23 protein-coding genes, 1 pseudogene and 2 riboswitches are annotated in these 26,133 nt (G+C 49.5%); of the genes and pseudogenes, 3 read left to right on the top strand and 21 right to left on the bottom strand.

Annotation, left to right across the window (positions count from 1 at the left end; translation table 11 throughout):
• Positions 1-85: 85 nt before the first annotated feature.
• The 19 genes from aspS to J0X21_RS13120 all read right to left on the bottom strand — a co-directional run bounded on the left by aspS (position 86) and on the right by J0X21_RS13120 (position 20,562).
• Positions 86-1,867 (bottom strand): aspartate--tRNA ligase, encoded by a 1,782-nt coding sequence (gene aspS / locus J0X21_RS13215; protein WP_206812665.1) that lies wholly within the window; start codon positions 1,865-1,867, stop codon positions 86-88.
• Positions 1,864-3,141, bottom strand: coding sequence for a histidine--tRNA ligase (gene hisS / locus J0X21_RS13210; protein WP_206812664.1), 1,278 nt, complete (start codon positions 3,139-3,141; stop codon positions 1,864-1,866). The genes aspS and hisS overlap by 4 nt, the downstream gene beginning before the upstream one ends.
• A 446-nt stretch (positions 3,142-3,587) precedes the next feature.
• Positions 3,588-4,376 carry a prolipoprotein diacylglyceryl transferase gene (lgt, locus tag J0X21_RS13205; RefSeq protein ID WP_206812663.1) on the bottom strand — a complete coding sequence of 263 codons (789 nt, stop codon included), beginning with the start codon at positions 4,374-4,376 and terminating at the stop codon, positions 3,588-3,590.
• A gap of 95 nt (positions 4,377-4,471) precedes the next feature.
• Positions 4,472-5,338 carry a C40 family peptidase gene (locus tag J0X21_RS13200; protein ID WP_236006254.1) on the bottom strand — a complete coding sequence of 289 codons (867 nt, stop codon included), beginning with the start codon at positions 5,336-5,338 and terminating at the stop codon, positions 4,472-4,474.
• Between the two features lie 3 nt (positions 5,339-5,341).
• Positions 5,342-5,499, bottom strand: a riboswitch (cyclic di-AMP (ydaO/yuaA leader).
• Between the two features lie 27 nt (positions 5,500-5,526).
• Positions 5,527-7,140 (bottom strand): B12-binding domain-containing radical SAM protein, encoded by a 1,614-nt coding sequence (locus tag J0X21_RS13195; RefSeq protein WP_236006253.1) that lies wholly within the window; start codon positions 7,138-7,140, stop codon positions 5,527-5,529.
• On the bottom strand, positions 7,130-8,467 hold the full coding sequence (bzaD, locus tag J0X21_RS13190) for a B12 lower ligand biosynthesis radical SAM protein BzaD (protein WP_206812662.1): 1,338 nt from the start codon (positions 8,465-8,467) through the stop codon (positions 7,130-7,132). The genes J0X21_RS13195 and bzaD overlap by 11 nt, the downstream gene beginning before the upstream one ends.
• Before the next feature lie 6 nt (positions 8,468-8,473).
• Complete coding sequence (locus J0X21_RS13185; RefSeq protein ID WP_206812661.1) at positions 8,474-10,027, bottom strand: DUF2284 domain-containing protein; 1,554 nt, start codon at positions 10,025-10,027, stop codon at positions 8,474-8,476.
• Positions 10,027-11,109: a nicotinate-nucleotide--dimethylbenzimidazole phosphoribosyltransferase gene (gene cobT, locus J0X21_RS13180; protein WP_206812660.1), complete on the bottom strand. Its 1,083-nt coding sequence runs from the start codon at positions 11,107-11,109 to the stop codon at positions 10,027-10,029. Before cobT ends, J0X21_RS13185 begins: the two co-directional genes overlap by 1 nt.
• Before the next feature lie 84 nt (positions 11,110-11,193).
• Complete coding sequence (gene bzaB / locus J0X21_RS13175) at positions 11,194-12,471, bottom strand: B12 lower ligand biosynthesis ThiC-like protein BzaB (protein WP_206812659.1); 1,278 nt, start codon at positions 12,469-12,471, stop codon at positions 11,194-11,196.
• 109 nt (positions 12,472-12,580) lie between these two features.
• A complete protein-coding gene (thiC, locus tag J0X21_RS13170) occupies positions 12,581-13,879 on the bottom strand; it encodes a phosphomethylpyrimidine synthase ThiC (protein WP_206812658.1) in 1,299 nt (432 codons plus the stop codon).
• 98 nt (positions 13,880-13,977) lie between these two features.
• Positions 13,978-14,149: riboswitch (cobalamin riboswitch) on the bottom strand.
• 154 nt (positions 14,150-14,303) lie between these two features.
• Entirely contained in the window at positions 14,304-14,564 is a 261-nt protein-coding gene (locus J0X21_RS13165) for a helix-turn-helix transcriptional regulator (RefSeq protein WP_206812657.1), read from the bottom strand.
• Between the two features lies 1 nt (position 14,565).
• On the bottom strand, positions 14,566-14,835 hold the full coding sequence (locus J0X21_RS13160) for a type II toxin-antitoxin system MqsA family antitoxin (RefSeq protein ID WP_206812656.1): 270 nt from the start codon (positions 14,833-14,835) through the stop codon (positions 14,566-14,568).
• A 167-nt stretch (positions 14,836-15,002) separates the two neighbouring features.
• Entirely contained in the window at positions 15,003-15,371 is a 369-nt protein-coding gene (locus tag J0X21_RS13155) for a DUF4258 domain-containing protein (protein ID WP_206812655.1), read from the bottom strand.
• A gap of 223 nt (positions 15,372-15,594) precedes the next feature.
• Positions 15,595-15,942 (bottom strand): cupin domain-containing protein, encoded by a 348-nt coding sequence (locus J0X21_RS13150; RefSeq protein WP_206812654.1) that lies wholly within the window; start codon positions 15,940-15,942, stop codon positions 15,595-15,597.
• A gap of 312 nt (positions 15,943-16,254) precedes the next feature.
• Positions 16,255-16,554, bottom strand: coding sequence for an SHOCT domain-containing protein (locus tag J0X21_RS13140; RefSeq protein WP_206812653.1), 300 nt, complete (start codon positions 16,552-16,554; stop codon positions 16,255-16,257).
• Positions 16,555-16,895: 341 nt separating this feature from the next.
• Positions 16,896-17,114 (bottom strand): hypothetical protein, encoded by a 219-nt coding sequence (locus J0X21_RS13135; protein ID WP_206812652.1) that lies wholly within the window; start codon positions 17,112-17,114, stop codon positions 16,896-16,898.
• Between the two features lie 17 nt (positions 17,115-17,131).
• Positions 17,132-19,702 carry a heavy metal translocating P-type ATPase gene (locus tag J0X21_RS13130; RefSeq protein ID WP_206812875.1) on the bottom strand — a complete coding sequence of 857 codons (2,571 nt, stop codon included), beginning with the start codon at positions 19,700-19,702 and terminating at the stop codon, positions 17,132-17,134.
• A gap of 50 nt (positions 19,703-19,752) precedes the next feature.
• The gene (locus tag J0X21_RS13125; RefSeq protein ID WP_206812651.1) at positions 19,753-20,151 is read right to left on the bottom strand and encodes a metal-sensitive transcriptional regulator; all 399 of its coding nucleotides are present in this window, start codon (positions 20,149-20,151) and stop codon (positions 19,753-19,755) included.
• 102 nt (positions 20,152-20,253) lie between these two features.
• Positions 20,254-20,562: a CopZ family metallochaperone gene (locus J0X21_RS13120; RefSeq protein WP_328812915.1), complete on the bottom strand. Its 309-nt coding sequence runs from the start codon at positions 20,560-20,562 to the stop codon at positions 20,254-20,256.
• 260 nt (positions 20,563-20,822) lie between these two features.
• On the opposite strand from J0X21_RS13120, the gene J0X21_RS13115 reads away from it, so the two are divergent.
• On the top strand, positions 20,823-21,545 hold the full coding sequence (locus tag J0X21_RS13115; RefSeq protein WP_206812650.1) for a cytochrome c biogenesis CcdA family protein: 723 nt from the start codon (positions 20,823-20,825) through the stop codon (positions 21,543-21,545).
• Here J0X21_RS13115 and J0X21_RS13110 read toward each other — a convergent pair.
• Positions 21,542-22,678, bottom strand: a complete 1,137-nt coding sequence (locus J0X21_RS13110) for a murein hydrolase activator EnvC family protein (RefSeq protein ID WP_206812649.1) — start codon at positions 22,676-22,678, stop codon at positions 21,542-21,544. The genes J0X21_RS13115 and J0X21_RS13110 overlap by 4 nt on opposite strands.
• 204 nt (positions 22,679-22,882) lie before the next feature.
• On the opposite strand from J0X21_RS13110, the pseudogene J0X21_RS13105 reads away from it, so the two are divergent.
• Positions 22,883-23,248: pseudogene (locus tag J0X21_RS13105) on the top strand (C40 family peptidase); the annotation flags it as partial.
• Between the two features lie 283 nt (positions 23,249-23,531).
• Positions 23,532-24,992: an aminotransferase class V-fold PLP-dependent enzyme gene (locus J0X21_RS13100; protein ID WP_206812648.1), complete on the top strand. Its 1,461-nt coding sequence runs from the start codon at positions 23,532-23,534 to the stop codon at positions 24,990-24,992.
• A gap of 48 nt (positions 24,993-25,040) precedes the next feature.
• Here the strand turns inward: J0X21_RS13100 and J0X21_RS13095 are convergent, their stop codons facing one another.
• Entirely contained in the window at positions 25,041-26,060 is a 1,020-nt protein-coding gene (locus tag J0X21_RS13095) for a HoxN/HupN/NixA family nickel/cobalt transporter (RefSeq protein ID WP_206812647.1), read from the bottom strand.
• Between the last annotated feature and the right edge of the window lie 73 nt (positions 26,061-26,133).

The following is a 26,133-nucleotide window of genomic DNA, read 5'->3' as shown; positions in this document are numbered from 1 at the left end:
AAATATCCCTCCGATACCCTTAGGGGGTAACTCCTTAATAATTATACTGGTAAAGTTTGCTGCTGTCAAACAGTTCTTTGGATTCTTATTTTATGCCAACCGTTATGATTTCCGTCTTTATATGCAATTCTTTCAACTGTTTGGGAGCCACAGTTGAGGGTGCCTGAGTGAGTAAGTCGGTCGCGCTCTGAGTTTTAGGAAACGCGATGACATCCCGGATACTTTCTCTCTCAGCAAGCAGCATGACCAGCCGGTCTAGGCCGAAAGCAATCCCGCCGTGGGGAGGTGTCCCGTATTCAAAAGCTTCCAGCAAGAACCCGAATTTCGAGTTAGCCTCTTCTTCTGACATCCCGAGCAGATTGAACATTTTCTCCTGAACTTCCCGGCGGTGAATCCTGATGCTGCCGCCGCCAAGTTCAACGCCGTTTAAGATAAGGTCATAAGCCTTGGCCCTCGATTTCAGCGGTTCGGTATCAAGGAGCGGCAAATCTTCATCCATCGGCGAAGTGAAGGGGTGATGGATGGCTACATAGCGTTTTTCCGCCTCATCATATTCAAGCAAGGGAAATTCCGTTACCCACAGGAATTTGCGCACTCCTTGCGGAATCAAGTTCAAGCGTTTTCCGAGTTCAAGGCGCAAATGGCCCAACGCATCGGCTACGACTGAATCCTTGTCCGCGACGAAAAACAAGATATCCCCGGTTTCTCCCCGCATATGTTTGATCAGCCTCTGCATTTCCTCATCCGTGAAAAATTTGGTTATAGGCGACTTAAGTCCTTCCTCGGCTAGGACAATATAGGCTAAGCCCTTGGCTCCATACTGGTTGACAAACTTCACCAAGCCGTCTAATTCCCGGCGCGGCATGTCGGCACAGCCTTTGGCGCAAATCCCTTTTACCCTGCCTCCCTTGGCGATGACGTCGGCAAAAACCTTGAAATTGCAGTCTTTGACTACTTCCGCGACATCGATTAATTCCATGCCGAAACGGGTATCCGGCTTATCCGAGCCGAACCGCTCCATTGCCTCCCGGTAGGTTAAGCGGGGAAACGGGGTCTGAACCTTGATGCCCGCCGCTCCGGCAAAGATCTCTTGAATCAGCTCCTCCATCAATGGGAGGATGTCCTCAACCTCAACAAAAGACATTTCCAGATCGAGCTGAGTAAACTCCGGCTGCCGATCCGCCCTTAAATCCTCGTCCCGGAAGCAGCGGGCGATTTGGAAATACTTCTCAATCCCGGAAACCATCAAGAGCTGCTTAAAAAGCTGGGGCGACTGGGGCAAAGCATAGAACTCCCCGGGATGCACCCGGCTCGGAACCAGGTAATCCCTCGCTCCTTCGGGAGTGGATTTCGTAAGCATGGGAGTCTCGATCTCCCAGAATCCCTGCCTATCTAAGAAATTGCGCATAATTTGCGTTACTTGATGCCGGGTTTTGAATACTTCCTGCATCTCCGGCCGGCGCAAATCCAGGTAGCGGTGTTTAAGGCGCAGCATCTCATCCACCTCGACATCATCCTGGATGTAGAAAGGCGGGGTCTTGGAGGAATTCAAAACCTGGAGGGACTCGGCATAGACTTCGATTTCCCCGGTGGGCAGGCTGGAGTTCTCTGTCCCTTCCGGACGGGCACTGACCCTGCCGTCAATGGATACCACATATTCGTTGCGCAAACCCTCAGCCTTGGCAAAATCCGCTCCGATATCCGGGTCAAACACCACCTGAACCAAGCCTGAACGATCTCTTAAATCCACAAAGATAAGGCCGCCGTGGTCGCGCCGCCGCTGAACCCAGCCCATGAGACGCACTTTTTGTCCCACATGCTCCCTTCTTAAAGATCCACCCTCTGCTCTTTCCTGCAGCAATGTCATGCGTTTACACCCTCTCCGAATTTATCTTTAAGCACGGATACAACTTGATTTAGGGCGACTTCTTCCTGTTCCCCGACCCTTAAATCCCTCAGGATCGCCATACCTTTGTTCAGTTCTTCTTCCCCTAAAATCAAGGCATACTTAACACCTTCACGGTCAGCCGCTTTGAGCTGGGCCTTAAGGCTGCGACCTAACAGGTCAATGCTCGCAGGAATCCCGGCTTTCCTTAGTGCGCTTACCCAGGCGAACCCGTGTCTCTGGGCTTGCTGTCCGAGTGCAACAATCATGGCATATCCGGCTTTTTCGAATTCCGGCATCTTGTTTTGTACTTCGATGGCAGCTAAGGCCCGCTCCATGCCCATGGCAAAACCGATGCCCGGGGTGGGCGGCCCGCCGATCTCTGCCACCAGCCCATCATAGCGGCCGCCACCGCAAATGGCGCTTTGGGCCCCAATTTCCTCCACCAACACTTCAAAAGCGGTCTTGCGGTAATAATCAAGGCCGCGCACCAGGCGGGGGTCTACCTTATATACAACTCCGGCTGCCTTCAGTAGTTCCTGGAGTTCTTCGAAGTGGCTCTTGCACTCGGGGCAAAGCATGTCCAAGGTGGTCGGAGCCCCAGCAGTAAACGCCTGGCAGGATGGGTTTTTGCAATCCAAGATCCGCATAGGATTGCGTTCCAGCCGGTCCTGGCAGTCGCGGCAGAGTTCATGGCTGTGCGGCTTCAGAAACTCTAACAGTTTGTCTTTATGCTCAGCCCGGCACGTCGGACAGCCGACAGAATTAATGTGCACTTCCAAGCCCGTAAGCCCTAAGCGCTGATACAGAGTCCACACCAGACTAATAACCTCCGCATCAACGACAGGCTTGTCCGCCCCTAAAACCTCAATCCCGAACTGGTGGAACTGGCGGAAGCGCCCGGCCTGCGGCCTTTCGTAACGAAACATCGGTCCGATGTAGTAAAGCTTTACCGGCTGAGGCCAAGCGTAAAGCTTATTTTCCGCATATGCACGGCAAACGGCAGCCGTCAGCTCCGGACGCAAGGTAATGGAGCGCTCCCCTTTGTCCAAGAAAGTGTACATCTCTTTGTTTACAATGTCAGTCGTTTCCCCTACTCCACGCTGAAAAAGTTCAGTCGCTTCGAACATAGGAGTGCGGATTTCTTCATAACCGTATTCGCGGCAAACTGTGCGAATGGTGTCCTCAAGGTATTGCCACTTCTCCACAGTGCCCGGCAGGATGTCCTGAGTCCCTTTAGGACGCTGAATCGACATGTGCTTATCCTCCTGTTACATTAAATAGTCCAGAATTCAGGAATCAGGAGTCAGTACTCAGAATGAGAAACCGTTTTAGCGATAGAAATAATCAAAAATAACTTCGTAAATCCTAAAACCTATTCTCGGACATTCTGAATTCTGAATGCTGACTCCTGGATACTAATACAAAAAGTTCTCTCCCTTGCTGAAATGCAAGGGACGAGAACTTCCCGTGGTGCCACCCTCATTGACGGAATCACTCCGCCCACTCTTTGGTTGTTAACGAAACCACCCGTACCAAATAACCCTCCTTAGGCTGTCACGCTCTGCGTCTCTCAGGCCGGTCCCAGTCAGTCGGCCCTCCCTGGAAAGAGATGATGCACAGCCTTATCCCAAGGGTTCATAGGTCATTCAGCTTCCCCACTATCATGTATTTTTCATAATATCAAAGGAAGGGAAAGCTGTCAACATGCAAGCGCCTTCTCCTTCGGAAGTCGCATCTTTAGCACAATGTAGGCGATAAGCGCAAAAGCGATCATTCCAACACTGCTCCACTGAGCAGCAGTCCACTGGAACAAATAGCGCGGTCCGTCCCCTCGGAGGAACTCCAGCGCAAACCTACCGCTCGAATAGAGCACGATATACGTGAGGAATACAACTCCGCGCGGCCATGGACGCCAGCGTGACATCATCAGAATCAGGGCAAACACGACCATGTTCCACTGTCCTTCCCAGATCTCAGCCGGCCACAGCGGTTGGCTGCCGTAGGCGGCATAGGCCGGTGTCCCAGGTGGATAGACCAGGCCGAAAGCCGAGCCGGTGGGCGACCCGAAAGCGTCCCCGTTTAAGAAGCAGGCGATCCGCCCCACAGCCTGGCCAAAAATCAGGCCAGGCGCAGCCACGTCAGCCAAACGCCAAAAATCCAGCTTACGCATGCGGGTATAAATCCACCCCGTAAGGAAAGCTCCTGTCAGAGCCCCTTGAATGGCTAAACCGCCATGCCAGAGCATCACAATTTCCTGTAAATTCTCCCTGTAATAAGCCCAGTCGTAAAACAGAACCTGCCACAGCCGTGCCCCCAGAATCGCCCCGATTAAGGCATAAAGCACCAAATCCACCAGGTGCATCCGGTATTCTTTTTCTTTAGACGCCAGGAAATAGGCTACACCCAGTCCCAACACAATCGCCAAGGCAACAATAACTCCGTAAGAACGCAGGGAAAAGCCGCCGACGGTAAAGAGAATCGGAGCCATGTTTGCACTACCTCCTTCAGGTAAATAATGAACTCAGTTTCCGGTCCAGGTTGCGGAAACTTAAGTTATCAAACAAATCAGTAGTTTTTCTTTTGCTACAGGACTCTTCTGGCGCCTAAATAGTGTTTAGACCAGTAACTTTCAGAAAGGCTGTGAATTGCCACACCGTCACTCGAAGCCCCTATAGTGCGGCCTCCCCCGATATAGATCCTGACATCTGAAGCCCCGCGGGCATAAGTAGAGAAGAACACCACATCCCCGACTTGCAGCTGGTCACGGGCAACCGGGGTTCCTACCTTATATTGTTCGAAAGAGGTCCGGGGCAATTTGATGCCTGAAGCGGCAAAGACATATTGCACAAATCCGGAGCAATCAAACCCTTTAGGAGTGGTCCCGCCCCAGAGATAGGGTACGCCGCGCAGGCTGAGAGCCCGTTCGATGATACTGCTGACTTGTGGTGAACCTCCACGGGACAGTTGCGCCGGATTTGAAGCTTTGGCCGTTTGCACCGGCTTGGCGGGCGCAGAACTTTTCTTCGTGCTCCCGGAAGAGGCTGGTTTTGCTTGTTGCTTTGGCTCGCTAACCGAAGCTTGTACAGATGCAGGTGTTTGAGAAGTTGAAACTGTTTTAGAAGCCGAGGTAGGTTTGGTTTCCAGCTCTACCGGGATGGCGCTTTTTAGTGCAAGAGTGGTTACGGCTAGACCCCTGCCCTGTGCAGGGTTTGCTGCGACATTAAGCGGTGCGGTTGTTAAGCTTTCCTGTGGAGATAGCATCCCTGGAAACGTTTGTGTTTGCGAACTGTCCTTACTATGGGTATTGGTTCTAATGATGTTCGCGGCTTGAATGCCTGAAACTGCTGACGGTACCGCGGCTTGGGAAGGCGACAGACTTGTGAGGCTGCTCGAAATCAGCACGGCGGCAAACGCCGTTGCGCCCACCCACTTTTGCTTGTTTGAAAACAAAATTCCTCCACCTTTCTTAGCTTACGAGGTTAGTTGACGGATTCGGGCAGGAAGGTGTAAGCCCTACACGTTAGACGTGATTCACCCCTAAAAAGGCAGTTGGCCATCGGATTAAAATTCCCCCGTTCTAAGGATTGCCTTAGATTCAGCTCGATTTTGTTTGGATCAAATTAGCCTTGCGGCTTTTCCTAGTTTAACAGCCTCATGCGACTATGAGATGAATAAATTGTGAATTTCTTATGAATTTCTAAAGATCCCGGCAACATTTCTCTTATTTTTGTGATAGCTTCTTTTACCAATAAATCGATTTGCTGATCCGTCAAGAGGTCGCCTGCTTCCAGCGTCTTTAAGCTGCTCTCAAAAGTTTCTACCAAAAAGCTGTTAGCTTCCTCGTATTTTTCCCTGGCACCTATGGGTTCAAGCAGTTTTCCGCTCCAGATTCCGTCCATATACTCAAAAATGAAATTCGTAATTTCTCTCATCATTTTAGCTAAAGCTGCCACCTTGGGGTCGGCAATCGAGGTCGTGCCTTCATAACTCAAAGAGGGGTCGGTTTGCAGGCGGCCTTCCTCCTTGAGTTTTTGATAAGCCGGAGTTCCTTTTAAAAGAATCTGATCGTGGTAAAGCACGTTAGCCGTGATCGTAAGATTTTTGAGCAGCTCATTGCGCTTCAGAAATTCATAATTGGTGCGTACATCATCCAGCGATGAATCAGGCTCAAACATGATAAACCCGACATTGGGTTCAATTCCGTGCCGGCGAAGAATCTGGATGGCCCTCTCATTTTGGGCTACAGTGGTCATTTTGTTCAAGCGTTGGAGAGATTCATCCCTGCCGCTTTCCAGACCGATCAGGATATCCCGGAGGCCCGCTTCAACCAGCGCCGCGACCGTCTCCTCATGGATGTCATTGACCCGGGCTTCGATGCCAAATCGAATATTTCTGGATTTCAGAAGGGAAGCCAAACGCAACGCTCTCTCCTGGCCTCTGGGCCCGGGACCGAAAAAGTTGGGATCGGTAAAATAGAAATCTCTTTTCCCCGTTGCAGCAATAATACTGTCGATTTCCGCCACAATATTCTCCGGACTGCGGGCCCGCCAGCGCGAGCCCTGCCCATAGAACGGGTTAATGTAGCAAAAAGTGCACCCGCCGTAACATCCCCTGCTTCCCAGCAGATTGACTTCAGCCATCCGGAGCATGGCTTCCGTGCGGACGGGAAAAGGAAATTCATCCAGGTTTTCTGCCAGTTCACGCCTCCGGGAAACAATTTTGCCGGATTCATCCCGCAGGGCCAGGCCAGGAATGCGTTCAGGATTAATCAGAGCATCTGAAGATTTTTCTGCCTGATTAACCCCGCCGGAAACTGCTGCGGCAAGTTCAGCAAACGTAAATTCCGGTTCACCCAGGATGACGGAATCAACCGCCTGACATTTCCCCAAAATATCTTCGGCCGCCATCGTGGGATAAAACCCGTAAACCGTAATATATGAAGCACACTTCTTTGCTTTGACCTGCTCCAGGAAAGCAAAGAGAGCCGAATCGTTCTGCCAGTGATAGACCATATGCACTCCCAGAAGATCCGGTTTGAAAGCGCTGATCCTGTTGTCAAGCTCCCGGTAGGACAGCCGGTCCAGGAATCCCTCGACAATCTCGACCTCGTGTCCTTTGCTCTGTAGCATACCGGCAACATAACCGGAATGCAGGCAGGAAGAAAGAGGTGTATTGGCGATATCGTTGCACCGTTCTGCACTCACGGTCCGGGGGTGCTCCACTAATAGTATCTTCAAGGTACTATCCTTCATAATCCTGCCTCACTTCCTGCCACATGAACACATTTTGGCATAGATGGAGTGTTTCCAACCGGTATCTTAGGGTGTCAAAAGGTTTGGGGTTGTAATAAACCGGATAAAGCAAATCGGTTTCCTCATCTATAACTCCCTGCGCCTTGGCTATGGCCTCAATCGGGGTCCCAGGTAAAATGCGGATATTGTTCAAAATAATTGTGCCCAGGTTTTTTTTCGCGCTGTACACTTCATAGAGCCTGTCCAGGAGACGGATTCCCTTTTCAATTGTTTTTTCTGTTTCACCGGGTACATTCACCATAAAATGAAAAACACTGAGCACGTCAGTGCGGGCGGTAAGAGCGGCCGCTTTTAAAATGTCCGCTTCACGGAGGTGTTTGCCCAGGATATCCAATGATTCCTGGCACAGGCCATCAGGGGAGAAGGAAAAACATTCACACCCGGCCTGTTCAAACAGGGCTACATTTTTCTCATTCAATTGATCTTCCCGCATAAAACCGTCCCAGCGGACTTTAAGTTTACGGCGCAAGATCTCCCGGCAAATTTCTTCCAGGTGGCCATGGGGAATATTCAGGACAGGATCGGTAAAATGAAAACTCTCAATGCCATATTCCTTGTGCAAGAGTTCCATTTCATCCACCACTGCCGCCGGCGGGCGGCAGCGCAATTTCTTGCCCTGGAGTTTCGGATAGACACAATAGGCACAGTTGATCGGGCATCCCCGTTTGGTCTCTATACCGATGGTAGGAACATAGTTGTTAATCCCCAAATAGAGCGAAGGATCGAGCAGCCTCCGGTCCGGAGGGACATAGCCCGCCATGTCAAAGTCTTTGGCAGGCGGTATCACTCTTATGCCGGAACCGTCCCGCAGGCAGAGCCCCGGCAGCGGGGATGGACTGTCTATGGAAGAGAGAAGAGCCGGAAAGGATGTTTCCGCTTCTCCAACAATACCGTAGTCTATTTCCGGCAACTCCTGCATCAGGCGTTCCGGAAAAAGAGAAAATCCGGTACCGCCGGCAATCAGCCAGGCCTGGGGCCAGACAGCTGAAATCAGGCGAACCGTGACCATAAACGGTGGGATTAGTGAACTGGTTTTGTTGGCCAAAGGATCGATATTGCGCAGCGATAACCCTACGACTTCCGGTTCGAAGGCTAAAAGCTTCTCCTTTAGGGCTCCGAACGGATCGGTAGCCAAATTCATATCGAGAATTCCTACCTCATGCCCATAGCTCTGCAGGCGGCCAGCCAGGGACACAATCCCGATGGGATAGACTTTTTCCTGAGAAATTCCTTCCACTGAAGGAGTTTGGATCATTAAAACACGCACGCTCATTCACTCCAATAGCACGAGTGCAAAATATTTAACGTAATCACCTTGCTGAGGTAAAGTTCTGAGGCTGAGCCCCGCTCGCCGCACTGTCTCATAGACGTCGATACCCGCTCCCTCCATCGAGGGCCGGGCATCCCGTGGATTGCGGCATGTCCCGTCAGTCGTGCAAGTCTCACAGATGGCACACGGTCCGGCCCAATAAGCAAAAGCTTTGTGAAAACCTGCGGCAAAGGCTGCTTTTTCAGCCTGCAATACCTGGCGCTGGAAGGTTCTGGCCGGAGGCTCCCCTTCCAAGAGCAGTGCCTGGGTAAAGTCTTGCAGAACTTCTCTTGTTTTCCCCGGGGAAGGGCTATTGGGCGGGCAGTGAGGTTTTCCGTACCGCTCACAGCCAAACCGGCACTTAAGCTCTGCCCAATCAGGGATATGAATGTTTTCTGTAGAAATAAGAGCAACTTCCCTGAATCCCAGATCCTTAATCCTCGCTTGCAAGCGGGACTTGGCATCGAGACGGAGAGTTCCGAAGTTCTCGGCCTTTTTGGCAGCAAAGATCACAGCCGTATCAGTTGCCAGTGGAATTAGCTCGGTCGTGAAAAGTTTTACCCCGGCCAGTTCTTGCCGGACCCAGGTTTGGGAAAAGATTTTGCCATTATAGGTATTGATGAACATATTCAGATCAAACAGAGCGGCCTTTTCAGGGTAATGTTCCGGGAAAAAATCGTGGATGAGCAGCAGTCCTTCCGTTTTGAGACAATTGGCAGCCCGCTCCAGGACTGCGGGAATCTCTCCCTCTGAATAAGCGTGAATGATATTGGAGAGGATGACCAGGTCAAACCCCTGGTGTTGAACGGGCCAAGGTTCCAAAATGTTAGCGGGACAATAAATTATGCGCTCCCCAAATCCTCTCTTGTCCATCAATTCCCGGGTAAAATCCAAAACGTGAGACAGGTCAAGAACTGTGGCCGTCAGAGCAGGAAAACGCTCCAGAAAACCGGCGGCCATTGCTCCTGAACCCGCCCCGACATCAAGAAGCTTCCCAGCAAGGGGTAACCCCTCGAAAAATGGAACAATCTCTTGGACTTTAGTCCGGGCTACGTTGTCCATCGCGCTGATATACTTCCGGCTGCGCCGGGCTAACTGTTCAGGTTCTTCCTCAGAAGAAGCGTAATTAATCCTTTCACCGGCTTCCAGACACTTCGATAAATCCTGCCAGCCGGAAAAGAGCTGCCGGCGCCACAGGATCGAATCTCCCTGGTAATTGCTCTTATCTTTAACAAGATACTCACTGGATAGTTTGGTATTAAAATAATATGTACCGTCAGCGGTCAGCAACCCCAGAGCGCAGAGGGCATGGAGAAAGCGCTCCAGCCCCCGGGGGTGAAGCTTAAGCGCTTCTGCCAGTTCCGGAACTGATTTTCCGCCAGTATCGAGAATAGTGAAGACCTCAAGTTCAACCGCCGTAAACAGAGCCTCGGAAAACCAATACCCTGCCGCCAGGTCTTCCAGGTACTGGGGCCCGGCCTCTTGAGGATTATGCTTAAAATAGGGCAGGCCCTTCATTATTCTTTCACCCCGGCCGTATCACGGGAAACTCCGGCATCCTCAAAAGTAAGCATCCTCCCGATCACTTGGGCGGAGGCTTCCACCAGGTTCATGGCCAGAGCGGCACCGGTACCTTCACCCAGCCGCAGGTTCAGGTTTAAGAGAGGCCTGAGACCCAGTTCCTGAAGCATGGACCGGTGCCCTGACTCCATGGATTGGTGGGCAGCAATCATATAGTCCAGGGAATGAGGGGCTAACTTTTTAGCCACTAGGGCTCCGGCCGAAGAGATAAAACCGTCTACGACCACCGGTACTTTATAATAGGCAGCTCCCAGAATAATCCCGGCAATCCCGCCGATTTCCAAGCCGCCTACTTTAGCCAGCACATCCACCGGATCGCCGGCATCAGGTTTATTAACGGCCAAAGCCTTTTCAATCACTCTGACCTTGTTCTCCAGGGCTGCATCAGCGATTCCTGTTCCCCTGCCGGTAACCTCATGAACCGGAAGTCCCGAAAAGACAGCAAGAATGGCACTGCTGGGGGTCGTATTGCCGATACCCATATCACCGGTGGCCAGGAGTTCAACCCCCTCCCCCACCAGGTCGCCAACCAGGTTGATGCCGCTCTCTAAGGCTTGCTCGGCCTGGGCACGGGTCATGGCCGGCCCCTGGGTCATATTGCGGGTCCCATCCGCTATTTTGCGGGAGATGATTTTCCCTTCCCGGACCAATTCACTTAAGTCGGCGGCTACTCCCATATCAACCACCAGCACCCTGGCCCCTGCCACCCCGGCGAGAACGTTGATAGCTGCTCCCCCGGCCACAAAATTACTCACCATCTGCGGAGTGACTTCCTGAGGAAAAGCACTTACCCCTTCGGCCACAACTCCGTGGTCTCCGGCCATCGTCACTACTGTTTTTTGACGTACAGAGGGTTTAAGACTCTGTTTGATGGCGGCCAGTTGTTCCGCCAGGTTTAAGAGTTCCCCCAAGCTTCCCTGGGGAATGGCCAAATTGTTCAGGTAGTCTCTGGCCTTCAACCGCCATTCATCGCTTAAAGGTTCAATTCCTTGGATAGCTTCTCTAAGTGTTAAGCCCATGTACATCTACCCTCCCTGGAACTTAAGTATTTGTACCATGCTGGATGGGGATCTGTCCCCATCCATAGTGATTCAGGAAAAGAGTTATGCAATCCCGTAATATTTCGCTGCCACCTGGGCGGCGCAATCCGGTCCGCATACAGCACACTGGTGGTCATCCCCGGTCGCCAGAGCGGATTTCGTTTTTTCCGGATCGACAGAAGCAACGATTTGGCCATCAATATCAAGGGCTACCCGGGCCCGCGCCATTTGCATATCTTGCTCCCAGGCGTGTTTGTTTCCCCGGGCGAGATCTGCGGCATGGGCCGCAATCCGGGCGGCGATAACACCCTCTTTGACATCCTCTTCCGTAGGCAATCCCAGATGCTCGGCTGGAGTCACATAGCACAGGAAGTCGGCACCGGCTGCACCGGCGATAGCCCCGCCAATTGCGGATGTAATATGGTCATATCCCGGTGCCACATCCGTAGACAGTGTGCCTAAAATAAAGTAAGGCGCACCATTGCATAAACGTTTCTGTAGTTGAATGGTTGCCTCTACATGGTGCATGGGCACGTGTCCCGGTCCTTCCACCATGATCTGAACACCGGCTGCCTGGGTTCTGGCAACTAATTCCCCGGCAACGATAAGTCCCTGAACTTGAGCCGCATCCAGCGAGTCAGCGGTAGAACCGGGACGAATGGCATCTCCCAGGCTTAAGGTGACATCGTATTTTTTTAGGATCTCCAGTAAGCGATCAAACTGTTCGTAAAGGGGGTTTTCTTTGTTGTTATGCAGCATCCAGGCGGTAAGAAATGAACCGCCGCGGCTGACCACATCAGTGACACGTCCGCTTCCCTGCAGCCGTTTAAGAACATCAAAATTATAGGCACTATGAATAGCCATGAAGTCAACGCCGTCCGCAGCTTGTTTTTCGATCGTCTCAAACATATCCTCTGCCGTCATGGCAACAATGCTGCCCCGTTGCTCAATGGCTTCAATGGCAGCCTGGTAAATAGGGACACTGCCAACAGCAATGTTGGCTTTTTCCAGACTTAGACGCCTCATGCCGTCAATATTCCCTCCGGTGCTTAAATCCATGAGAGCATCACATCCTGCCTCTTCCACAAAAGCCAGTTTCCTCTCTTCCATGGACAGGTCCTCACGGTTGCTAGAGGTCCCAATCAACGCATTGACTTTGATGCGCAGACCTTGTCCGATGCCACAGTAATTAAATTCTCTCCGGTTAACATTTCGGGGAATAACGATCCTGCCGGAAGCTACTCCTTCCCGGATAACATTGACATCCATACACTCCCGTTCTGCGACTGCTTCCATTTCCGGCGTAATTTTACCCGCCCGGGCTGCTAATACCTGCGTCATTAATATCACCCTTTCCTATAATTGATGTTCGAAACGATAGTCCCCGGTGACGATGGTCTTTGGGGATAGTTTAACCTCTGTAAGTGCCACGCTAGAGCTATGGGGGGTGTTAACAAGTTACTTTGGATGTCCCTAAATATTGTGACACGATGTCCATGGCGCAGTACTTCCCGCACATGGCGCAGCCGGCCACGGTATCATCACTCCTGGTTTTTCTCATATACCCGGCGCGCCCCGGGTCTATGGCCAAGTCAATCTGTTTTTTCCAATCCAAAGCCTTCCTTGCCCGGGAAAGCTCCAGATCCCACTCTGCCGCCCCGGGTAAACCCTTAGCCAAATCGGCGGCATGGGCGGCGATCCGGGCAGCTACCACGCCTTCGTGAACTTGATTGACATCAGGAAGACCGATATGTTCGGCAGGCGTCACATAGCATAAGAACTCAGCTCCGGCCCAGGCGCTGATTGCGCCCCCTATGGCTGCACTAATGTGGTCGTAACCTGCAGCAATATCCGTTACTACCGGTCCGAACACAAAGTAGGGAGCCCCTTTGCACAGGCTCTTTTGCAGGGTCACAGTCGCTTTTAACTGATTCAAAGGAACGTGACCCGGTCCTTTGACCATGACTTGAACACCCGCTTCCCTGGCCCGTCTTACCAGTTCACCAATAACCACCAACTCCTGAACTTGAGCGCCGTCCAGCGAATCAGCCAGACAGCCCGGCCGCATCCCGTCTGCAATGCTGACTGTTACGTCATACTTGCGGGCAATTTCCAGAACTCTGTCGTAGTATTCATACAGTGGGTTTTCCTGCCGGTTATGTAACATCCAGCCGATCAAATGGGAGCCTCCGTAACTTACCAGAGGATCAAGCCTCTTTTCCTGTTTGGCCCGTTCTACAATACTCATGGTAGTGCCACAGTGCATGGCCAGAAAGTCCACACCGTCGGCGGCCTGCCGTTCAATAACCTCGAATAATTCTTCAACTTCCATTTTTACGGATGTACCATACTTTTGGGCAGCTTCAGCCACCGCTTGGTAATAAGGCAGTGTTCCCACCGGCGTACTTGCAGCGGCCAAACTTTCCTTGCGCATAGCATCAATATCTCCGCTTACGCTCAAATCCATGATGGCATCCGTTCCGGCTCCTACAGCCGCTTTAATCTTGGCAAGTTCACTATCCATACTTCCATTGCCGCCGTACAAACCAATACTGGCGCTGACTTTGGTTCTAAGCCCTTTCCCAATACCGGTTGGGATCATGTTTTGGCGCTTATTGTTCCGGGGTATGACGATGGTACCTTCAGCTACTCCTTGTCTCACAATTTCAGGAGCAACCCCTTCGCTGGCAGCTACCTGTTCCATTTCAGGAGTAATCAAACCATTTAAGGCACTGCTTAATTGAGTCATAACAATCTCCTCCTTCTTGTTGTAAAATAAAAAATCCACGCCAAAACAAGGGCGTGGATTTTACCTTCATCCTCACCTAACCGGCCTTACCTTCGAGGCGGTATAGATCATTACAGGCAGGTCTCCTGACTCAGGCTCATCGCTTGATCGCCCCTTCCCCCTAGTGGAGTGGTTATGGCGACAGCTTACCTTTACAGTGGCGGGTCCGTCCGGGAATTTTCACCCGGTTCCCTATTCTCCCATGCGGGCACCTGTAACATTTGAAATATTATATTGCTAAATTAGATTTTAACTAACTTAGTCACGTTGGTCAAGTACCATTTGGACATTAGTACCATTTGGACATTAGCCGCTCCACTGTCAATTTCCAAACTTTTAGCATTCTGGACAGAAATAATTGGGGGTAAAACCAAGTTCGTAAAATTCATACCCCCAGCCACTCATCCAAATAAAACAAACGCTCTAGTGTTAATTTTTCAAGATATTTACCGGTGCGTTCTTGATATATCTCCACTAAGGCCAGTTTGATTAGCAAACATGTTTTTATATTAGGAACAAACTCACCCCGTTCAAGACGGCTATAATATGCCTTTTGCACCCCAATCTTGAGTGCAACTTCATTTTGTGTAATGCCTAATTGATTCCTTACTTCTTTCAAATTATTCCTTAGTTTTCTTTCTTGCATCTTAGATCACAGCGAAATTAGAAACTGATGTTCCTAAATCATTATTTAAGTCCTTGAAGTCTACTACCTCAGAACCAGTTGATTGATTTTGTTTTAACCCCTCTAACATTTTGCCGACTTTTGATACGATTTCATCATCAATGTAAACTTCACCACATAACTTACAAGCATCAGCAGGAACATTTTTAACGTAATAGAGTTTGCCTTTGACCCTGCGTTCAATTGTTTCGTAACTCTTCACCAAATCCCTACCACAAAAAACGCATTTCATTGCAATTCCTCCCTCAAGCTTTTTCCAAACCTCGACTGCCTAAAAAACCTACGTGGTTTCTACCCACGCCAATCAACTTCGCATTGGCTTAAAAACTATCCTTTTATTGTGTCTCTAATTAGCTATTCATATCTATTTTATAGGTTCTTAAGGGCAAAGCCCCCGCCTTAATTGTCAAAGTTACGAACTCTTGTCTTTCCGTCAGCTTCAAACTTCTCGGAGTCAGTAGCTAAATATGCCGTCTTTACAAGAACATATTCGTCATTGTACAGAACTACTATATGGGTATGTGGCTTGCCTGGAACATTAAGGTGAAAAACGAATTTTGGAGACTTAAATCCATATGTCCAAAACATCTCTATCAATTCAAGTGAATCAATCGAATTTTTGATGTCCTCCGTTGACAGGCCATCTGCATCTAACTCTGCCAACGAGTGATTGCTCCATTTTACTGTTTGAGTACGTAGAGACAATTCGTGAAATTTTTTCTTTACCTCGACTTGGCATTTATCTTTAAGTGATTCAAGTAATTCCACCAAAGCACCTCCCTTCTTTAATTTCTGTCTTAAAGATATGATATATATACTTATTTGTCAACGCAATGTATACATATTTGTAAATTAAAAGAGTTGTTCCGTAGCTACTTAAAACTAACGGTGCAACTCTTTCTATCGAAATATCCAACACTTAACGTGCTGCTATGTCACCTAAACTACATCAAAACTATTAAACCAAGTGTAGGGGAATTATTTTTGCAGCTTATTCCGCCTTTTGCTTTTTTATCACAGTGAGCAGCATTTTAAACTGTTTGCGCGCTTCAAGGCTATGCGGAATATCTGACGGCATAATCACCGTTTCGCCCTCTTTAACAGTGAGCGTTTTGTCTCCGATCGTGATTTCCGCTTCCCCGTCGAGAATCTGCACCATCGCGTCCCCAGCAGTCGTATGCGTACTAATCCCTTCCCCCGCATCAAGTGAAAAGAGCGTGATGCTTACTGCCGGAATCTGAGCCACCGTCATGCTTACTACCTGCCCCTGCTGGTAGGCAATGAGCTCTTTAAGATTGAGCGCCTGAGAGAATTCAATATTTTTCATGATGCCGACCATTTTGATTACCCCCTGACAACAGTCTTTATTCTTACAAATCGATTATACTCATCTTAGGCGATAGTGTATGTGATTCGAATCACTATTCTTTAATACGCTGCAATCTTTACATCAACCCGTGACATCTTATTCGGCTGTACCAACAGACATTTTCCAAACTGTACCGTTTTATTTACGCCCAGCTCCAAAACCGGGAAGAGGCAGAAGATATCACTCAGGAAACGTATTTCCGGACGGCTCACTCTCAGTCAATAACGGGGTCCAACGCTGGACGATTGAGCCAAAGAATCAAGAAGTAACCCTACTGCCGGTTTATCTTTTTTCCGTCCCCCCTTGCTCCAGATCCTGCTTGCGCCTTTGGTATTCTTCCGCATCGATTTCACCGCGGGCATAGCGTTCGCGCAGAACATCCAGGGCATCCCGGCGCTCGAAGCCTCCGGTAGGTATACGGTGGGCATAACGCCGGTAAAGATAAACCCCTGCTCCAATGATTACGACCCAGAAAATAAGCTGCATAAGCATCCCTAACAACCCCATCCACCAATATCCGCCGTAATAACCGGCTCCCGGGCTATAACCCCAGCCGTTCATCATATTTCCCCAATAATTCATGGCGATTCCTCCTTTGTTTTTGCTTAGTTTATCAACATTAGCTGAAGTTCATGCAACATTTACGGTACTTTTACCTACTCTGAAAAAAGTCCGCAAGATACCTTGCACCTAAAAAGCGATACGGTCCAATGGACCGTATCGCCGTCAGGTATTGGAGATTAAATTGTTCAAATGCAGATGAGTTTGGTCCCAGTTCGCTAATGCCCGCCGCTGCAGTGGGCGACTTCCCTCAGCATCCATTGTCTCCTAAGCATCATGAACCCTCCTCTCTTCTAGCTTATCTAAAATCTACCGTCCTGAGCCGGTAGAAAATCAGCTCCAAACAATTGCGCGTTCCCCTTTTAACCCATGACCTTTTTCTTCACTATTGGAATGATAATCGGCATGGTGACAATCATCGCCAGAATGAAAACCCAGATTACCCCGCCGATCCTAGCCACAGGAGTGTAGGTGTTTCCATTGACCAAGGTAAGCACCAGGAACAGAAGGGCCAGAGCCAGCGAGAGTGCGGTGTAAATGAGCGCTGCCTGCCTGGCAGCTTTTGCTTCCAGCTCGTTCATCAGAAGACCTCCTCCCTTTAGCGTGCAGGCTGCGGCCGGTGCAGCGGACGCACGCCTGATTGCTCCTGTTCTTTCCGGAAATACGGTCGAAAGCGTTTCAAGAGCAAGGTGTTCATGGTTACGGATACCGAGCTCAAGGCCATGAAGAAGGAAGCCAGTTCCGGGCTTACCAAAAGACCGGTGATCGGATAGAGGATACCGGCAGCCAAGGGAATCCCGGTGACATTGTAAACGAAGGCCCATATCAGATTCTGCTTGATCTTGCGCATGGTGGCCCGTCCGATTTCCAGCGCTCCGACCACATCGCGGATATCATCCTTGATCAGGATAATATCCCCTGTTTCTTTAGCCACGTCCGTACCGGAACCGATCGCAATCCCTACTTCGGCTTGGGCTAAGGCCGGGGCATCGTTAATTCCGTCCCCTACCATCGCCACCTTAAGACCCTTCTCTTGCAGCTTTTTCACCTCGGCCGCTTTATCCTGGGGCAGCACTTCCGCCATGACCGTCTTGATCCCGACTTGCTTAGCGATGGCTTCAGCTGTGCGCCGGTTGTCCCCGGTAATCATGGCTACCTGTACCCCCATCTTCTGCAAGCGCTCGACTGCAACCTTAGCATTTTCCTTGAGGGTATCGGCCACGGCGATAATCCCAGCAGCCTTACCGTCAACCGCCATCAGCATGGCAGTCTTGCCCTCATTCTCAAGTTGCTCCATCTTGGCACTCAAGTCCCCGATATCGATGTTTTGCTGCTGCATCAGGCGGCGATTGCCCAGGAGAATTATCTGGTTTTGGTAAGCTGCCTGGATTCCGTGTCCGGGTATAGCCTCAAATTCTGTCGTATCCTCAAGTTCGAGGCTTTCCTCCTTGGCCCCCCGTACGATCGCTTCCCCCAAGGGATGCTCCGACCGCTTTTCAGCCATGGCCGCCAACCTGAGCACATTATTGCGGGTGAAACCGGAAGTCACATACACGTCAGTCACAGAAGGTTCCCCTTTGGTGAGGGTGCCCGTCTTATCGAAAACAACTGCGTTCAGCTTGCTGCTGGCTTCCACGGCATCGGCTCCTTTGAAGAGAATGCCGTTCTCCGCTCCCTTGCCAGTCCCGGCCATAATGGCGCTGGGAGTAGCCAAGCCGAGAGCGCACGGGCAGGAAATAATCAAGGTCGTCACCGAGAGGAGCAAAGCGAACCCGAACACCCCAACTTGGGCCAAACTGTAGGGAGAGAGAATAAACTGGCTTGTCGGGGAAAAGAAGGAAGCGTAACCGATAAAGAACCAGAAGAAGAAGACGATTAAAGCGAGCACGTGAACTCCGGCGATGAAATGGCCGGCTACAAAATCAGCCAGTTTTTGGATCGGTGCCTTGGAAGCCTGGGCGTCTTCCACCATTTTAATAATTTGGGCAAGCGCAGTTTCACTGCCGACCCGAGTGGCCTTAAACTTAAACGAACCCGTCTTGTTGATGGTGGCACCGGTGACCTGGGAACCGGGACGTTTTTCCACCGGCATGCTTTCCCCGGTGATCATGGCTTCATCGACTGCGGAATACCCTTCGGTCACTTCACCGTCCACCGGAATGCTTTCTCCGGGCCGCACAACCACAATATCCCCGATCTCGACTTCATCGGCGGCAATCTCCACTTCTTCCCCGTTGCGGATGACCCGAGCCGTTTTCGCCTGCAAGCTCATCAATTTGCGGATGGCCTCCGAAGTCCGGCCCCGGGTAAGCGCTTCCAGATAGCGCCCCAGGACGATGAAAGCCGTGAGCAAGGCCGCTGACTCGAAAAAGGTAGCGCCCCGCCCACCGAACCCAGCGTTAGGCCAAAAAGTATTGATGGTGGCGATGATGTAGGCAGCACCAATCCCTGTTGCGTAGAGGAGATTCATATCGGTAGCCCCGCGTTTGAGCCCGTTCCAACTGTGTTTGAAAAACTGCCAGCCGGGGATAAAGGCAATAGGCGTGGTTAAGGCCCACAGAACATACACATTGCCTAAAAACTTGGGCACAAAATAGGGTAAGATCCACATATCGCGGAACATCCCGGCCATAACCAAGAGAGCCAGAGGCCAGGCGATCCACATATTGCGGGCCTGGTACTTAAGCTCCCTGTGCCGGGCCTCTTTCTCCTTATCCAGGGCTTCCTGGCCGCTCAGCTTTTCCGAAGCTTCATAACCCAAGGCATTGATCTCTTTTTTAATCTTGGTTTTATCCGCAGCCCCAGGGTAAAACCTCACTTTAGCCGACTCAGCCGGCAAATTGACGACAACGGAAGTTACTCCCGGCAGCCCCTTGACGGCCTTCTCAACCTTAGCGACACAGGCCGCGCAAGTCATGCCGCGCACGGTGAGCAAGATCTCCTCTTCCGGCACCTCATACCCAATCTCTTGGATGGCTTTGACCATTTGCGGAACAGCCGCCTGATCGCTCGCATAAGCCACAGACGCCTTGCCGGATAACAAGTTGACCTGCACCTCCTGCACACCGCTTAAGTTCTTGAGGACTTTTTCCACCTTAGCCACACAAGCGGCACAGGTCATCCCCTCTACCGGTAAACTAACATGCGCTAACTTCTCGTTTCCTGTCATTTCACTCACAACATTCACCTCCATAAAGAAAACTTGGCTTGCGCTAACCCTCAGGGCGCATGCGGTCGCTTCTCGCCGTCCATGGCTACAGCGACACTAGGCCATCCATGGCCGTCGGAAGCCACGGTATTCAAAACTTCATCCACCACTTGGGTGTCCCCATTTTCCAACCGCTCTTTTACGCATGATTTCATGTGTTTTTCCAAAAGCAGCTTGGATACTCCATCAAGGGCAGACCGGGCTGAAGAAATCTGATTTAGGATATCATCACAATATACCTGACGCTCGATCATGCCCCTGATTCCCCGGACCTGGCCCTCGATCCGGTTCATACGGACGACGAGTTCCCGAATCGTCTTTTCTTCATGGTGACTCTTGCGCCCACTATTTTCTTCGTTATCTGGGCAATCACATGAGAGAAGCGGGACATTTAGAGCTGATTCATTCATTTTGTCTCACCGCCGTTCCCTGAATGTAGGATAGGACCCCACCCTATATTTCTGGGCAAAAAAATTTGACATGGTCATGAGCTGAAAGAGTTGCATCCTTTTTCAGTTAACTACGGAATATCCGGCTTCTTCCACGGCTTGGGCGAGGACATCCTTTGCTGCCGAACCGATTACGACCGCCTCTTTCCGCATTAAATCCACGTTGGCGCTTTCCACGCCCTCTACACTGTTTAGGGCTCTTTCCACAGACATTTTACAGTGCATGCAGGTCATTCCTTCCACCTTCAGCACTGTTATATTTCCGGAATGACTCTCTCCTTGAGCCCCCATATTAACCTGGGCGTGTTGACCATGTTCCATCCCGCCGTGTCCTGCATGCTCACTCCGTGCTTTGCGTCCAAATCCAAACATTTCTTGTTCCTCCCTAACAAATAATTTCGTCAAAACCGTTTTAACCAGGCACCTGAAATTTATTGCCTGCAAATATAGGGTACACCCCTATACTACATTTCGCAAGTCCCAATTGCCGTTAGTTGTGAATATCTAATGAATTTCTAGTGAATTTCTCATGAATTTGCTCGGGTAAAGTGAACAAGTTCTAATTCTAGAGTCTAAGCAGCCAAGGTTTGTCATAGTATTTTGCAAACGATGGACACAGGGAGGATTTTACGATGGAAGAAATCATCCAGTATCTGAATATGAGCTTGGCTCAAGGTTCCTTGCTTTCTTTAATGATTATGTTTGGCGCAGGGCTTGCCCTTTCCCTGAATCCGTGTATGGGAGCTATGGTGCCATTAGTCCTGGGGGGAAACAAGCAAGGCGGGTTGGGACGGTCTATTCTGTTCATGGGCGGGTTTACCGTCACCTTAATGCTCTTAGGTTTGGCAGCTGCCACCCTTGGTCAAGTGCTAACACTGCCAGGATGGTTTTGGACCTCATTTCTTGGGATCTTATATCTCATCGCCGGGCTCATCCTGTTAAGGGTTAGACTTCCCATTACAATCTTCGGTTTTCAGGTTTTCAAACACCAGCGGCCTTCGTTGTTCCGGTTTATCATCAACCGCGAAGGACTGAACCCCGGGGCAATGGGAGCGCTTTTTGGGCTGGCTCCCTCCCCTTGTACCATGCCGGTAATCTTAGCCGTAAGCGCTTTTGTCATGGCCGGCGGGCACCCGCTGTTCGGGGCTTTGGCTTTAGGTTTTTTTGGCCTGGGTCACAGTCTGCCGTTGGCATTCGCTTTCTCGCCTTGGGTGCGTAAGTTGTTCAGGCCCAATCGTTTCACCCGTTATCTGCGTCCGGCTGTGGGCCTTTTCTTAGTCGCCGCCGCGGTCTATTTCTTAGCCACTGGACCTGACTTCTTTGACCATAATTCTATGTCGGTTCATCAGCATTAACGGAAATAACGGAGCGGGTCGACCGCCTTGCCGTTAATCCTCACCCCGAAATCAAGATGAGGTCCGGTGCTCCAGCCCGTATTGCCGACATAGCCCGCAACCTCTCCAGCCTCAACGCGCTGGCCCACACTCACTCCCAGTTTCGATTGGTGCCCGTAAGTATTGGTAACTCCGCCCCCAATATCTATGATCGTAAAATAACCGTAAACATTATCCCAGCCGGCAAATATCACTTCTCCGGAAGCTGCGGCCAAAATCTTCGTCCCGCTAGGAGCCGGTATGTCTATGCCCAAATGCTGTCCCCGCTTCTTGGTTACAGGATTTATCCGCCAACCAAACGGGCTGCTGATTTCATAGTAGCCAGGCAAGGGCCAGGTCGTAATCGTACTGCTTTTCCCTCCTGATTTGCTCCCGGCCTGGAGCTGACGGATTTTGGCTTGCCACGCCTCTTCCTGGGCAGCAAGCTTTTCAACCTCTTCCCACTCTGCCTCTTGTTCCTTCTTAACCTGAGCCAGTAAGGTCTTTTGTTGCTGGAGCTTATTGTCAAGCGTGGTCTTGGCAGCTTGTGCCTGGGCTTCTAACTGAAGGGCCTGGTCCTGAGTTTCTTGCAACTTTTTGGTTCGTTCGTTCACTTCCTGGACGGCTGCACGCGTTTTCTCCAGCAAAGTCTGATCGTTTTCGACCAGCCTTGACAAGTATTCAAAACGTGTAATTAAGTCACCAAGATCAGTCGCCTCAAATAGAATCTCCAAGTAACTGACGGGAGCCGCTTCATAAATCGCACGCATTCTCGCTGCCAATACCTGCCGCCGCTCATCCGCTTCCTTTTGCTTGGCCGCGAGTTCTTTTTGCGCAGTCAGCAATTGCGCCTGGATCTTCTTGGTGGCCTCTTGTTTTTCTTTTAAGTCTTTTTGAGCCAGGAGTGTCTGCGCATCCAGTTCAACCATTTGGGCTTTGATTTTGTCGGCTGTAAAGGTTAGTTGGTTCAGTTTGCTTTGAACCTGGTTTTTCTGAGCTTGAATATCTTTTTGCTGGGCCAGTGCATCCTCAAACTCCGTAGCCCGTGAGGGAAGGGCAGAACTTGACAAAAGAATAAAGCTAAGGATAACAGCAGCGACGAACTTCTTTTTCATATATTCCTCCTCGTGAATATTGTTACTTTGATAACTGTTAAAACGTCTGTAATAACTAATGCCAAAAGAAGCCGGTCCAAGATATGTATAATGTTATTTTAAGATAGACTTAAGTTTTGTTTATGAAAAAGTTATGAAGATCTTATGAATTCCGTGCTTCATAAAAAATTCACAACTTCTTCATTAATAATCACCCGTCAAGAGAAGGCTGATGCAATTATCGCAACCGCCAAGAAGTATATCGGTGTTCGCTATTTATGGGGCGGAACATCACCTAACACGGGCTTTGACTGTTCCGGTTTTGTGCAGTATGTTTTTGCCCAAAACGGCACAACACTTCCCCGAGTTTCACGTGATCAGTACACCGTTGGAACTCCTGTGGACTTCAATAACCTCCAACCGGGAGACTTAGTCTTCTTTTCCATTGCCAAAAACGGGGTTGTTGATCATGACGGCATCTATATAGGAAATGGCCAGTTTATAAACTCTTCCAGTTCCAAGGGGGTTACCGTTTACACGTTAGGTCCCTACTGGAAATCAGTTTACCTCGGGGCTAAGCGGGTATTTTAACACATCTAATTAGTCTAAGATAAACACTGCTGCAATATTGCAGCAGTGTTTATCTTTATCCCAGAAAATACCTCGAATCCGCGCTTAAGCTTAAGTCGATATTGCATTGCTTGGATGCAATATCGACTTGTGTTTGATTCTTAAATTGCGTAATCTCAGTACGTTTTGGAGCTAAGAAAAGGCTATGGTATGGTGCAAATCAATGAGAAGTATTATTATTGTATTGGCATGGTTGTTGCAATAAAGCTTTGTTATGAAAGCAGAGAAATAAGGTGGGCCATAAATGCAACTTCAAGATTATTTCGAATATTTTCGGAAGAATACAATCGGTTACAATCAAGTCTACAAAACGGCTTACGGCAAGGTCCGGATGGTGTATGCTGATTGGACTGCGAGCGGCCGCTTATATGGGCCGATTGAGACTAAAATTATTAAAGATTTCGGCCCTTTTGTTGGCAATACCCATTCCGGGTCAAGTGAGACAGGACAATTAATGACACAGGCTTACGATTATGCCCGGAAGATAATCAAGGATCATGTTCATGCGGATAAAAATGATGTCATCATTACCGCGGGTTCCGGAGTAACCGGTGTGGTCAATAAACTGCAGCGCATCCTGGGGCTGAGACTAAATGAAAAACTGCGCCCCTATGTCAAAATCCCCGAAGAGTTAAAACCCGTAGTTTTTATTACACATATGGAACACCACTCCAATCAGATCTCTTGGCTGGAAACGATTGCAGATGTTAAGATCATAGAACCGGATAGTAACGGGTTAAGCGATCTCAATCATCTGGAAAAATTATTAAGAGAGTATAATGCCCGTAAAATTAAAATAGGCTCTTTTACGGCTTGCTCCAATGTAACGGGAATCCGGACACCCTACCATAAAATGGCCAAGCTTATGCACCAGAACGGGGGTATCTGTTTGGTGGATTTTGCTGCGTCCGCCCCCTATACCCACATCAATATGCATCCCGCCGACCCTGAGGAAAAATTAGATGCTGTATTTTTCTCGCCGCATAAGTTTCTAGGTGGCCCCGGAACATCAGGAGTATTGGTATTTGACTCCAGGATATATTCAAATAATGTGCCTGATCACCCGGGCGGCGGTACCGTAGATTGGACAAATCCTTGGAGTGGACGCAAGTATGTTACTGACCTCGAAACTCGGGAAGATGGGGGAACTCCCGGATTTCTACAAGCCATTAAAACCGCCCTTTGTCTCCAGCTTAAAGATAAGATGAGCGTAGAGAAGATGCTGCAGAGGGAAAAAGAATTAATGAAGATACTTTTCAACGGACTTGGCGGAATAGACGGGCTGGACATCCTGGCAGCTAATGTGATGAATCGTCTGGGTATTTTGTCTTTCTATGTACAGAAGATTCATTATAATCTTTTGGTAAAAATACTCAACGACCGCTATGGCATCCAGTCAAGGGGAGGGTGTTCCTGTGCCGGAACTTATGGTCATTACCTGCTAAATATTGACCAAATAACATCCCGAAAGCTAACGGACTTAATCAACCTAGGAGACTTATCAAAGAAACCCGGCTGGGTTAGATTATCCATACATCCTATGATGACGGATGAAGAGGTGCATTATATCGTCGATGCGGTCAGGGAGGCTATTAAGAATATTTCAACCTGGCAGGATGATTATGTTTACGATCCAAGCTCGAATGAGTTTAGAAACATACGATTCCCGAAGCAAAATATCGTTGAACAATGGTTTGAGAGTTAACCCAAATATTTTCCGGTAAAGAAACAATGAATGTTCGTGAACTTGCCATTAGGCTTTTTCGAGATGCAAAACCTTCCAAAGCAAATAAGATATAAGCCACGTTAAGACAAAAAGACCCACCAGCAAATATCCAATTCCTCCAAAGCTCAGGTTTTGTATCCATCCCCAAATACCGCTGTTTAATCCAAGCTTTGGGCTAATTACTTGCGCCAGTTCGATTAAGCCGATAAACAGCGCTGCAATAACTGAAAGGCCGGTAACCGACAAGTTATAATAGATCTTGCGTAAGGGAGTGGAAAAAGCCCAGTGATAGGCAGTCGTCATAAAAACCCCATCCGCGGTGTCCATTAAGCTCATCCCGGCCGCAAAAAGAACCGGCAGCGCCATGATTGAGTTGACTGGAAGTGACTGTGTGGCCGCATTCGCGGAAATTGCCAATAAGGCTACCTCAGAGGCGGTATCAAAACCTAAACCAAAGAGAAAGCCAAGCGGGTATACATGCCAACTCTTGTTAATAAACCGATAAAGCGGCCGGAAGAAACGGGAGATGATGCCGCGGTTTAACAAGACTTGCTCAACGCTTTCCTCATCGTATTCCCCTTGACGCAGCTTGCAGAAGAACCGGTAAATATCGAACCAAATATAAAGATTAAATAGTCCTATAAGAAGCAGGAAACTTCCTGAAACGGCAATACCAATCATGCTGCCAATCGTTTGGATTTGGGGGATATTCTGCTCCGCCCAATGCATGGAAATGGCTGTAATGATGGCCATGATAATAACCACTGAAGAATGTCCTAAAGAGAAGAAAAATCCTATCCCTGTCGGGTCGCTTTTCTGCTGAACCAGTTTACGCACTGTGTTGTCAATAGCTGCAATGTGGTCCGCATCAAAAGCGTGGCGTAAGCCCAGTGTATAAGCCAGAAAACTAAATCCCAGCAATTGCGGATATTCCCATACACCGGGAAGTAACAAAATCAGTCCCAACAGATGTATCCCGCTTACTAACAGACCATAACGAAGCCATTCCGATCGCGTTGTAACATCTTGCCTGGATATTTGGTTCATGTATTCCACCATCCTCTTTCGTTAAAAACAAAAAGCCATGGAGGTAACCCTAAATCGGTTATGACCTCCATGG

It is taken from the genome of Paradesulfitobacterium ferrireducens (assembly GCF_017310645.1).
Lineage (GTDB): Bacteria > Bacillota > Desulfitobacteriia > Desulfitobacteriales > Desulfitobacteriaceae > Paradesulfitobacterium > Paradesulfitobacterium ferrireducens.
This window is presented reverse-complemented; position numbering and strand designations above follow the sequence as displayed.